Source organism: Synechococcus sp. R5-13, assembly GCF_047462015.1.
In the GTDB taxonomy this organism is placed as follows: Bacteria; Cyanobacteriota; Cyanobacteriia; order Thermostichales; family Thermostichaceae; genus Thermostichus.
On sequence record NZ_JANSIL010000072.1, the window covers coordinates 1 to 11,043 of the forward strand.

General features: G+C 62.1%; 11 protein-coding genes. 8 read left to right on the forward strand and 3 right to left on the reverse strand.

What is annotated here, in order from left to right:
* On the reverse strand, positions 1-381 hold a 381-nt coding region (locus tag NW840_RS06020), incomplete at its 3' end, for a hypothetical protein (RefSeq protein ID WP_414343051.1).
* Here NW840_RS06020 and NW840_RS06025 point away from each other — a divergent pair.
* Both NW840_RS06025 and NW840_RS06030 read left to right on the forward strand, forming a co-directional pair.
* Positions 371-667, forward strand: coding sequence for an energy transducer TonB (locus tag NW840_RS06025; protein WP_414343054.1), 297 nt, complete (start codon positions 371-373; stop codon positions 665-667). The two genes, NW840_RS06020 and NW840_RS06025, sit on opposite strands and share 11 nt — an antisense overlap.
* A gap of 32 nt (positions 668-699) precedes the next feature.
* Complete coding sequence (locus NW840_RS06030; RefSeq protein WP_011434267.1) at positions 700-1,587, forward strand: ABC transporter substrate-binding protein; 888 nt, start codon at positions 700-702, stop codon at positions 1,585-1,587.
* A 19-nt stretch (positions 1,588-1,606) separates the two neighbouring features.
* Here the strand turns inward: NW840_RS06030 and NW840_RS06035 are convergent, their stop codons facing one another.
* On the reverse strand, positions 1,607-1,990 hold the full coding sequence (locus tag NW840_RS06035) for a hypothetical protein (RefSeq protein ID WP_011434266.1): 384 nt from the start codon (positions 1,988-1,990) through the stop codon (positions 1,607-1,609).
* A gap of 92 nt (positions 1,991-2,082) precedes the next feature.
* Here NW840_RS06035 and rppA point away from each other — a divergent pair, with 92 nt between their 5' ends.
* The 4 genes from rppA (at position 2,083) to recF (ending at position 6,340) form a co-directional block, all read left to right on the forward strand.
* The gene (gene rppA, locus NW840_RS06040; RefSeq protein ID WP_414343058.1) at positions 2,083-2,772 is read left to right on the forward strand and encodes a two-component system response regulator RppA; all 690 of its coding nucleotides are present in this window, start codon (positions 2,083-2,085) and stop codon (positions 2,770-2,772) included.
* A gap of 28 nt (positions 2,773-2,800) precedes the next feature.
* Positions 2,801-4,261, forward strand: coding sequence for a sensor histidine kinase (locus NW840_RS06045; protein ID WP_414343060.1), 1,461 nt, complete (start codon positions 2,801-2,803; stop codon positions 4,259-4,261).
* A gap of 49 nt (positions 4,262-4,310) precedes the next feature.
* Positions 4,311-5,003 carry a DNA-binding protein gene (locus tag NW840_RS06050; RefSeq protein ID WP_414343062.1) on the forward strand — a complete coding sequence of 231 codons (693 nt, stop codon included), beginning with the start codon at positions 4,311-4,313 and terminating at the stop codon, positions 5,001-5,003.
* 170 nt (positions 5,004-5,173) lie between these two features.
* Positions 5,174-6,340, forward strand: a complete 1,167-nt coding sequence (gene recF, locus NW840_RS06055) for a DNA replication/repair protein RecF (protein WP_414343063.1) — start codon at positions 5,174-5,176, stop codon at positions 6,338-6,340.
* A gap of 87 nt (positions 6,341-6,427) precedes the next feature.
* Here recF and NW840_RS06060 read toward each other — a convergent pair whose 3' ends face one another.
* On the reverse strand, positions 6,428-7,978 hold the full coding sequence (locus NW840_RS06060; protein WP_414343069.1) for a YifB family Mg chelatase-like AAA ATPase: 1,551 nt from the start codon (positions 7,976-7,978) through the stop codon (positions 6,428-6,430).
* A 469-nt stretch (positions 7,979-8,447) separates the two neighbouring features.
* Here NW840_RS06060 and NW840_RS06065 point away from each other — a divergent pair, with 469 nt between their 5' ends.
* Both NW840_RS06065 and NW840_RS06070 read left to right on the forward strand, forming a co-directional pair.
* On the forward strand, positions 8,448-10,445 hold the full coding sequence (locus tag NW840_RS06065) for a peptidase M3 (RefSeq protein ID WP_414343065.1): 1,998 nt from the start codon (positions 8,448-8,450) through the stop codon (positions 10,443-10,445).
* A gap of 7 nt (positions 10,446-10,452) precedes the next feature.
* On the forward strand, positions 10,453-11,043 hold a 591-nt coding region (locus NW840_RS06070; protein WP_414343067.1), incomplete at its 3' end, for a DNA adenine methylase.

The window sequence follows — 11,043 nt, forward strand, 5'->3', positions numbered from 1 at the left end:
CCCTACACCCATTCCCACGACAAAGCCAGAACCCACCCCTACTCCTCCACTGACCCCATTACCGACAGCCACCCCGCAACCCACTCCTCCGCCACAACAGCCCACCCCAACTCCGGCGGTTACCCCCACCTCTACAGCGACTCCACTCACCTCCGCCCCGGTTACCTCAAGCACCCCTCTGCCCCGCTTTACCCCCTTGATCCAAGGGATCCGTTCCAGCGTAAAGACTGCCGCCGCTCCGCCTTCCCCCGGCAGCGAGAGCAGATTGGGGCCAAGGGATCCTGAAACTGGGACACCTGGCGGTATAGGTGCAGCCCAACCCCATTCCTCTGCCCCAACACCTGCCACCCCCAGTTCCTCCCCACCGACAGTGGCTGCCAACCCCCAGCCGGACATCCTGGCCCGCCCGATCCCCGGTCGCAATCCTCCGCCCCCCTACCCTCCTCAAGCTCGCCGTCTCGGCCAACAGGGGCAGGTGCTGCTGCGGGCCAAGGTCAATGCCCAGGGGCAGGTGCAGCAGGTGGAGATCGCCTCTTCCAGTGGGTTTCCCGCCCTGGATAGGGCAGCGCAGGAGGCGGTGCAGCGGTGGGAATTCAGCCCGGCCTTGAGAAACAACGCCCCCATCGAGTCTTGGGTGGTGGTGCCCATCCAGTTCACCCTCAATTGATTGCTGTTTGGGAATTGTTTTGGAGATTGTCTATGCTGTCTCGTCTTTCTCGCCGTCAACTGTTCGCCTTTGGTCTGGCCAGCGTGGGGGCCTGGGGAATGGGGCGTTTGGCCCAAGCCCAAGGTCGGATCCCTCAGGAGCCACTCCTGTCAGCGAGACAGAGTCCTTTTCGTCGGGTAGCCAGCCTCACCACCTTGACTGCCGATATCCTCTATCGCTTGGCCCCCGATAGGTTGGTGGGGATCCCTGCCGGTCGTTTGTTGGAGGAGGATCCCCGCTTCCAAGGCTTGACCCGCCTGGGGCTGGGCAACCAACCCAACCTGGAGCAGCTTGTGGCCCTACAACCGGACTGGGTGGTGGGGGCCAGTGGCTTTCACGAGGCTCTGGCAGAACGGCTGCAGGAGCTGGGGATCCCCACCTACCTCACCCGCGTGGACAGTTGGGCTGCTTTGGAAGAGACGATTGCCACCCTGGCTGCTGCTTTGGGGGCGGATCCCGATCCCTTGCTGCGGCAGTATGGATCCCTTTTGCCCCAGGAACTGCCCCGCGTTCGACCCAAAACCTTGCTCTTGGTGGGCACCCAGCCGATTCTTTCTCCCAACCGGCAAAGCTGGGCCGGGGATCTGCTGGAACGCTTTGGCGCGGACAATCTCACCGCTACCTTGCAAAGCCAAGGGCCTTTTCGGGGCTACGTCACCCTTTCGGCAGAGCGCATCCTGGAAGCCAACCCAGAAGTTCTGCTGGTGGTCAACCCGGAGGCGGCGGATCCCTTGGCGTTTTTCCGTTCCCGCCCCTTTTGGAATCGGTTGCAAGCCGTCCAAACTGGGAAAGTTTATGGATTTGACTACTACGGCTTGGTCAATCCCGGTAGCTTGGAGAAAATTAGAGTTGCCTGCGAGCAGTTAGCCCGCATTTTTTGAACGGACTTGGAGTGTCTCTCTAGTCCAAGCTATAGCGGGTCAGGCGCTGCACTTGCTCGGGAGCAAGGCCAAGCTCTTGGGCAATCTGAGCCGACACCTGGTCTGGATCCAGTTGTGGAAATTCAAATTCCAGCTTGCGCAGGTGGGGATTGGTGGTAGTCACCTCCACCTTGGTGTAGCCACGGGAGCGGCGGATCTCCGCCTGAATGGAAAGAATATCCAGAGCCAAGGTGGCTTGTTGCTGGCTGCGAATCGCCAAAGGTTGCTCTAGCCGGCGAGGACGGCTCAGCGCTTGGCCCGTCACCCACTCTCCCCCCGCCACAAAAAGAAGCCCTGCCAAGGGCAGCACCAGCCAAAAATCAAACCCTAGATCTTGCCACCGATGGATTTTGGGCCACCCCACCGTTGTTCTCTCCCTTGCAGAGGGCTATTTCCGTGATCCATCCTAGCCTGGGCAGTGGGAACTGGCCGTCTTGGTCAACGGCGCACAGGACGATGCGAATTTTGCTGGTGGAGGACGACCCGGAACAGTTGGAGCCTTTACAGGCTGCCCTGTCCAAGTGCGGCCACGTGGTTGACTGTGCCAAGGAAGGGGAGATGGCTGCCTGGCTGATGGAGGAGAAAGCCTATGATCTCCTGATTTTGGATTGGATGCTGCCGGGGCCAAGCGGGATCCAGCTCTGTCGGCAATACCGCCAATCGGGGGGATGTGCGCCGGTGCTGATGTTAACTGCCAAAGACGCAACATCGGATGTGGTGCAGGGGTTGGATGCGGGGGCGGACGACTATTTGGTCAAGCCGGTGGATCTGGTGGAGCTGCTGGCACGGGTGCGGGCTTTGGGACGCCGTTCCCCCCAATGGCAAGGAGACAGCCTCAGCCTGGGATCCCTGCACTTGCACTTGGCCAACCTGACCCTAGAGCGGCAGGGGAGGCAGGTACAGCTTTCGGGCAAGGAGTTTCAATTGATGGAATACCTGATGCGCCATCCCAACCAGGTGCTCAGTCGGGGCCAGATCGAGCAGGCGGTGTGGGAATGGGGCTGTGAGCCGGAGAGCAATGCCGTGGCTGCGTTGGTGCGGCGGTTGCGGCTACGGTTAAAAGAGGTGGAGGCCCAAGATTGGCTGGAATCGGTGTATGGCCAGGGGTATCGGCTGCGCATAGCCTCTCCAGAAGAGAACCCATGAAAGCAGTTTCTAGGGGGTGGCGATGGAGGTGAAAAGAGCTGAACACAAGCATTCTCTCCCATGGCTGGGCTGGAACTGGGTTTCCCTGGCACACCCCCTTCAGCCGCACCTGGGGCAGAAGGCTGCGACAAGAGGGACGGGATCCCTGGTGTTTCACCACAGCCGCCGTCGCTTGGCCCGCAGCTTTGCCGGGGTCATGGGGGGGATCCTGCTGGTGTTTGCCGCCGTCTTCTACCGCTTGGAAGTGGAGAACCAGTTGCAGGCTTTTGACGAGGAGCTGCAGGTTCAGGCCGGGATCATGGCGGCAGCCATTAAGTACGAGCTGCGCCAGGGGCAGTGGCGGTTGGTGTTGAACGAGGTGCCCTTTTTGGGGGGGAAAACCCAACCCCTCGACCATCACTTGGCCTATGTGCGCTGGTTCGATCCTGCTCCCGGCACCGGAAGGGAAAGCTTGGGATCCCTGCGCCAGTACACGGGATCCCGGCCTCCTCTGGAGCTGTTTGACTTGGATGGCCCGCCTCACCATCTCCAACTGGGTTTCCAAACGGTGGAAGGAGAGAGCGGCTTACTGTTGCGCCAGCTCACGCTGCCGGTGCAGCAGGAGGAAAAGCTACTGGGCTACTTGCAACTGGCGGTGCCCCTGGAACCGCTGCAACTTACCCTGGGTCGCTTGCGCTGGGGGTTGGGGATCGGGATCCCGCTGACGCTGGCGTTGATCGGCGGGGCCGGCTGGATCTTGGGGGGGCTGGCGATGCAGCCGATTCGTCGCTCCTACGAGCAGTTGCAACGCTTCACTGCCGATGCTTCCCACGAGTTGCGCGCCCCCCTGGCCGCCCTGATGAGCAATGCTCAAATGGCTCTGCTGGCCCCGGAACAAGCTCAACCTCGCCTGGAAAAGGTGGTGAGCGGTGCCCGCCGCCTCAGCGTGCTGATCGATACCTTGCTGCAGTTGGCCCGCCAGCAGGGATCCCTGCCCCTGGAGGATCTGCCGCTTCTGAATTTGCGAGCGCTGTTGCAGGAGCTGAGCGAGCAATACCGCCCCCAAGCTGAGGCCCTTGGCCTTCACTGGCAATGCCACCTGCCTGAGACGGATCTTTCTGGGGGTTGGCTTGTGCGGGGGAACGCTGCCCTGCTGCGGCAGGCCATCGAGAACCTACTGCGCAATGCCCTGCAGTACACCCCTGCAGGTGGCACAGTGCAGGTGAGCCTGGAAAGCCAGCGCCAGCGCGCTTACCTCCACGTCAAGGATACAGGCATTGGCATTCCCCCCGAGCATCTGCCCCATCTGTTTGAGCGGTTTTACCGGGTGGATGAAACCCGTGCTCGCCATACGGGTGGGTTCGGTCTGGGCCTGGCCTTGGCCCAGCAGATCGTCACCGCCCATCGGGGATCCCTGCGAGTGGCCAGCCAAGTGGGGGAGGGATCGATATTTACGGTAGAGCTGCCCTTGTCATCTTCACGTCATTTTTCTCCGCCATTCTCAAGATGAGCCGCGATAACCCAAACCGGCTTGTCCTGTCGATTGGAGTCTATGACCAATGACGATTCGTTCCTCTTTTGCTCGCGCTCTGGGTTGTTCTCTGCCGATTTTGGTTCTGCTCACCCCCCTGGTGCTGGGATCCCCGGCGCAAGCCCAGCGGGGCAGACGCTCTGCTCCTGAAGCCACAGCTCCCCTTCAGGTACAGCCAACTTGGCAGCGCCCGTGGGATCTTGAGCGAGCCAGCCGCGATCTGGCTAAGGCGCAGCGACACCTGGCCGAAGCCAGCTTCCTCTCTCAGCGGGGGTCTTCCCCAGAGGCTGCCCGCCTTTTGGAACACGGCCAGGAGAGCTTCACCAACGCCCAAGCCTCACTTGAGGCGGGGAACTTCTTCGCCGCCCGCGAGCAGGCCAAAGCAGCGGAAAACTTAGCCAAAGCAGCCAAAGTTCTCTACGAAGCGGAGCTGGGTTTTATGGGTCGCCCTGGCCGTTCCTTCTTCGAGGCCGCTTTCCGGGCTCAGGAGTACCTCAGCCGGCTACAAGCAGAGATGACCTTCGCCAACGTCAACTCCGGCAGCGTCTCTGACCTGCAGAATCAAGTGCAGAACCTGTTGGGCGACGTGAGTACGGATCCCGGCAGCTACACCTTCGCCGACTACAGTCGCAGCAAAGCTGCCCGCTACTCTGCCCGCGCAGCCCTCCATCTGTTGGCGGCTGAGCGCCTCGGAGGGGTGGCTGCCCTGAGTAGGCGCTGATCTGGCCTACCCTGAACTGAGGGGATAGAAGGGATCCCTGCTGGCTGAGTTTCCGGGGTTAACCCCTCTATCTTCTCTGGCCCCTGCTGGAGTTGGGTTAAAGTGAAAGCCCCCAGAGCGGGGGCTGTTCTTCTCGAATACTGACTGATCGCGTCTTTACATCTCCCTTGGTGTACCTGCGTTTCCTGCACCTGCGCCACTTTCGCAACTACCGGGAGCAAGAGATCACCTTCGACGCGCCCAAAACCATCCTGGTGGGGGAGAACGCCCAGGGTAAGACCAACCTGCTGGAAGCGGTGGAGCTGTTGGCCACCTTACGCTCGCGGCGGGCCGCTCGGGATCGGGAGCTGGTATACCAAGAGGAGCGACAAGCCCAGATTGCCGCCACGGTTGAACGGCTGGGGGTGGCCCACGAGCTGGTGATGGAGCTGCGCAGCAGCGGCAGGCGATCCCTGAAGGTGGACGGGCAGGTGCTGCGCCGCCAGGCGGACTTTTTGGGACAGGTGAATGCCGTGGTGTTCTCCAGCCTGGATCTGGAGCTGGTGCGGGGCGCTCCGGAGACGCGGCGCCATTGGTTGGACGGGGTGTTGCTGCAACTGGAGCCGGTTTATCTCGGCCTGGTGGAGCAATATCGCCAGATCCTCAGGCAGCGCAACGCCCTTTTGAAGCAGGATCCCAAGGACTCTGTCCCGCTAACGCAAGCGGCTGCTGGCGTTCAGTTCTCGCAGATGGCCTTCTGGGATGCCCAACTGGCCACCACCGGTAGCCGAATTATGCGCCGCCGCGCCCGGCTGCTGCAACGGCTGGAGCCTTTGGCTGCTCACTGGCACCGGGTCATTAGCGGTGGACGGGAAACCCTGACCCTTACCTATCGACCCCAAGTGCCCCTGCCGGATCCCCAGGCCAGCCCCGAAGTGATCCAAGCCCAGTTTTTGGCCGAGATCCGCGCCAAAGCCGCCGCCGAACACTCCCTGGGCAGCTCTCTGGTGGGCCCCCACCGGGACGAGGTGGAGCTGTGCATCAACGGAGCCGCCGCCCGCGCCTATGGATCCCAAGGCCAGCAGCGCACTCTGGTTTTGGCTCTGAAATTGGCGGAGCTGGAGCTGATCGAGCAGGTGGTCAGGGATCCGCCCTTGCTGCTGTTGGACGATGTGCTGGCCGAGCTGGATCTGCAGCGGCAAAACCAGCTCTTGGAAGCCATTCAGGAGCGCGTGCAAACCTTGGTTACCACCACCCATCTGGGATCCTTTGACGCCGGCTGGCTCAAAGCCGCCCAAATCCTTCAGGTGCAGGGGGGACAGCTTTTTCCCGACAAAACAGGGGGTGGGATCCCGTAGGACAGGCCGGAGCTCTGGCGGTAAGGGAAACTCCCTCTGGGAGAGGGGCTGGGGGTGGTCGCGTCAGCGGCGCGGAGCGCTTGAGCTCTACAGCCGAGCGCGATCCAGGCTGCGGTATTGAATCGCTTCGGCAATGTGGGTGGGGGTAATGGCCTCCGCGCCCTCGAGATCGGCGATGGTGCGGGCCACCTTGAGGATGCGGTCGCTCCCCCGCGCAGACAGGCCCAGCTTTTGGATGGCGTTCTCCAAAAGGGTGCGACAGGGATCCGACAGGGCACACCACTGCCGCAGGTGGCGGGATTGCATCTGGGCGTTGCAGTGGATCCCAGGCTCGTTTTGAAAGCGCTGCCGCTGCCGTTGTCGTGCCCGCTCCACCCGCCGCTGCACCGCTTGGGAAGATTCGCCGCCCTGGGCGCGGACAATTTCTTCCGGCTTAAGGCGGTTGACCCGCACCTGCAGGTCGATGCGATCCAGCAGCGGGCCGGAGAGCTTGGACCAGTAGCGCTCCCGCTGTTGCGGCGTACAGGTGCAGGGGTGAACGGGATCCCCGTAGAAGCCGCAGGGACAGGGGTTGGTGGAGGCCACCAGGGTGGTTTGGGCGGGAAACTCTAGGGAAACGCGGGCGCGGGAGATGGTGACTTTGCCATCTTCCAGGGGTTGGCGCAGCACCTCCAGCACCTCCCGCCGGAATTCCGTCAGCTCATCCAGGTAGAGGATGCCATGGTGGGCCAGCGAGATTTCCCCGGGCTTGGGGTAGGGGCCGCCACCCACCAGCGCCACTGCCGAAGCCGAATGGTGTGGAGCGCGAAAGGGCCGCTGGGCGATCAGGGGGGTCTGGCGTCCCAGGTGCAGGTTTTGCCGCAACAGGCCGGCTGCCGAGTAGATGCGGGTGATCTCCAACATCTCTTCCCACTGCAGCTGGGGCAGAATGCCGGGCAGTCGCCGCGCCAGCATGGTCTTGCCCGCTCCCGGGCTACCCACCAGCAACAAGTTGTGCCCGCCGGCTGCCGCGATCTCCAGAGCCCGCCGGGCATGTTCTTGCCCCTTCACATCGGCCAAATCCAGCAGGGGTTCCGTTTCGGTTGGCAACATCTGTTCTGGCTGGATCCGCACCGGCTCAACTCCCTCTGGGTTTTGCAGCCAGTTCACCACCGCCGCCAAGGAGGGCAGCCCATACACTTGGATCCCTTGCACCACCGCTCCTTCCGGCCCATTTTCCTGGGGTACCACCAGGCGGCGGATCCCCATCTCGGCAGCGCTGGCGGCAATGGGCAGAACCCCGGCCACCGGGCGTAGGGTGCCGTCTAGGGCCAATTCCCCCACCATCAGGGTGTTGGCCAGCGCTTCCCCCTCGATCACCCCGGAGGCCGCCAAGATCCCGATGGCAATGGGCAGATCGAAGCTGGGGCCCTCTTTGCGCAGATCGGCAGGGGCCAAGTTGACGATGATCCGCCGCTGGGGTAAAGCAAAGCCGGAGTTCTTGATCGCCGCCCGCACTCGCTCTTTGGCCTCCTGAACGGCAGTATCGGGCAGTCCCACCAAGGTGATCTGGGGCAAGCCACCGCCCACATCCACCTCCACCGTAACCTGCACGGCCCGGAGTCCCAGCAGAGCGGCAGCAGTGACTTGGGCAAACAATGCAGTCACCTCCCTCGGATAGTTCTTTTACCCTTTGCACAAGTGGCCGCAGGCCTATTCTGTCCCAACACGTATCCTGGCCGAAATTGGGATCCCCACGCTGCCGGCTGCATTTGCCCAAGGAGAATGTCACAATCATCTCAGGTTTTTCCTGCCCCAAAGGAGGCACGTCGGTTTTCGCAGTCGCAGTCTTTAATGAATGCGGGATCCCGGATCCGAGCTTGCCGAATGGCTCAGGCTTGGGTTGGCTGTTGCTGCCGCCTTTGCGCAGCACAGCAGCGGTGAGGCTATGTTCTGACCAGGATGGGAACCCCCAGGGGGGGATAGCAGGGATCCGGATCCCTCTGATCGCAGCCTGCACCTCCAACCCAGATTTCCCCAGCCATTTGCCCTTTGGCAGAGGTCAAAAGGCGGGCACACCCCTCTGCCGACAAGCCAACAGAGGGACGACCCCATCTCTAGGAGGCTGATGCCGGTGGTCTTTCCTGCTGCTGAACCCCCTTTCGAGCGTTTCTCTGGCTCTGGGAAAAAGCGCGCCCTAACCTGGAATGAACTGGAGGAGCAGGTGCAGCAGTTTGCCCAGCGCTACCGGGGGCAGGTGGTCCAGCTCAGCCCGCCAGAGCTGGCGGTGGCGCTGCAGGAGTTGTCGGAGCTGACGCAGGCGCTCGCCCTGGCAGCCCATCTTGCCGAGGGTTGCGAGAGCAGCAGCCTTCCAACAGCGATCCCGGCTGAGGCCGAACCAGAGATGGCCTGGACGAAGGCAGACCCCAGCTGGAGGGATCTGGAGCGGGTCATCTCCCTGCAGAGCCAGCTGTTGTTTTTCCCCCTGGAACTGCAATCCCTGACCGCCGTTCCCCTCGGCGAACCCGCAGCTGAGACGCCGCAGGAGCGAGAGGATCGGCCCTCGGATCCCTTGGCCGCTGCTTGTGCCGAGCCGGAGCTGCGCCCCTTTCGCCAGTTTTTGTGTCGCCTCCTGCAGCAGCGGGGTCACCAACAACCGGAGCCTCTGGAGTGCCTGCTCCACCAACAGTACCCAACAGGAAGGTTAGCTTGGCGGCAGTTGTGGCAAGTGACCCTGAACTCGCCTGCCGCGCTCCCAGATCACACCCTTGTCCAGCTAGGAACTCCGTCCCACTGGCGCGAACAGAGCTTACCAACCCACGCCAGCGCCGAAATCCGTTGGGCTGCCTATCAGCGGCTGGGCCAACACCTGGAGGCCCATGCAGATCTGGGTGGGTTTATCCTCAGCACCCTGATCCGCGACCACCTGTGGGAGGCCCAATGGCGGGGCTATGACTCTGCTGCCGACCTGTATCTGGCCCGCCACGGCCTGACTCAAACTTTTTTGGAGAACCTCCTGGAAGGGATCCGCGATCGGTTTGACCTGTTCCAGCACTATTACCGCCTCAAAAGCCGAAACATGGGGCGTTCCATTCGCATCTGCGACTTGCGTGCGCCCTGGCGGGATCCCGTGCCGCCCCTGACCTCTGCTGAGGCCACCTCTCTAATCTGGGCAGCCCTGCAGGACTTCTGCCCCGAGTGTGCGGCCCAGGCCAAACCCTGGCTGCTAGAAGTCGGCTCGGCAATCGAGGCAGACAAGCCCAATCGCGCAGCGGGCACAGCCTTTCGCCCCGGCGAAACGGAGTTCTCGCCCAGGTCGGGAGAAACGGGATCCGGCGGGAGCGAGCTCCTGTTGAAGGTTCTTGCTATCATCAGCCAGCGGCTCCGGCCTGAGGATCCCCAAGTTTGGCTGGATCTGGAGGAGATGCAGGGGAGTTCCGCACTGCTGCCGCGAGCGTGGGGGGTGCAGGCTCACACCGTCTTTTTGCAGCAAATACTCCTGGATCACCTGGTTGCCTCAGCAGTGGGATCCCCTCGCATGGGCAGGCCTGCTCTTTACGACCCAGAGGGGCAAACTGCTCCGCAGCGCTGGCGGGAACGCTCCGGCAGCCTCCAGTTGGCCCAGGCCCTGTTGATACACCATTTGGAAGCCCAGTTGCAGGCGGTGTTTTACCAGAGCTTGATCGGTCGGCTGGAGCTGATTCTCTATCGGTCGGGGCTCCCCGCATGGGAAAATGTGGCAACCTATCCTCTTTGGGTGAGCGAAGAGTGGTTGAAGCTGTGTCAGGAGCTGTGCGGAGATGCGGTGGAACTGTTGCCGGAACACCAGTTCTACTGGGTGGGGATGCCGGAGCTGTTTCTCCGCCCCTTCAGTGCCTATCAGGCCAGCCTTGCCAGCCTGGTGGCCTTGGCCTGTCACCGCCGCTATCACAGTTCTCCGCGCAACTTTCTGCCCCACTACCTCCGTTGGTTGGCCAGCCCGCCCGGATCCCTGACTTTGGAAGAAACCACCCAGCTGCTGCAGGCAGATCTGAGCGACCCAGGGGGAGTGTTGCAGGCGCTGGAGGAGCTAGAGCATTGGATCGAGACGCTAGAAAAGCTGCTGGAAGAGAATCCAGATCACTGAACCAACGATGACCCACCCTTGTTCTCTTGGACATAGGCGTGCTCTGCGGCGGGAAGAACTCTGGAACCCTGTACCCGACTCCTGCGAACCCACCCCAGCGGAGCCAGCCGTTAAAGCGCGTCCCTTCCTAAAATGGGCAGGGGGAAAAGGGCAACTGCTCAGCCAATACGAACCCTTTTTCCCTCGCACCTGGAACACCTATCACGAGCCCTTTTTGGGGGGTGGAGCGGTCTTTTTTCATCTGGCCCAAGGGATCCCATCGGGTTCTCGACACTTTGTTTTGTCGGATATCAACCCTGAGCTGGTGAATGTGTATCGCTGCGTGCGGGATCACGTGGAGGAGCTTATCGCCCTGCTCAGCCACCACCAAGCCCACCACAGCCGGAACCATTACTACACCATCCGCGCGGCTCGATTTGAAGATCCGGCGCAACGGGCTGCCCGCCTGCTGTACTTGAACAAAACCTGTTTCAACGGCCTCTACCGGGAGAACTCGCGGGGAGAGTTCAATGTTCCTTTGGGCCGTTACCGCAATCCCCGCATTTGCGACGCGGAGAACCTACGGGCTGTGGCACGGGTTTTACAAGGCGTGGAGATC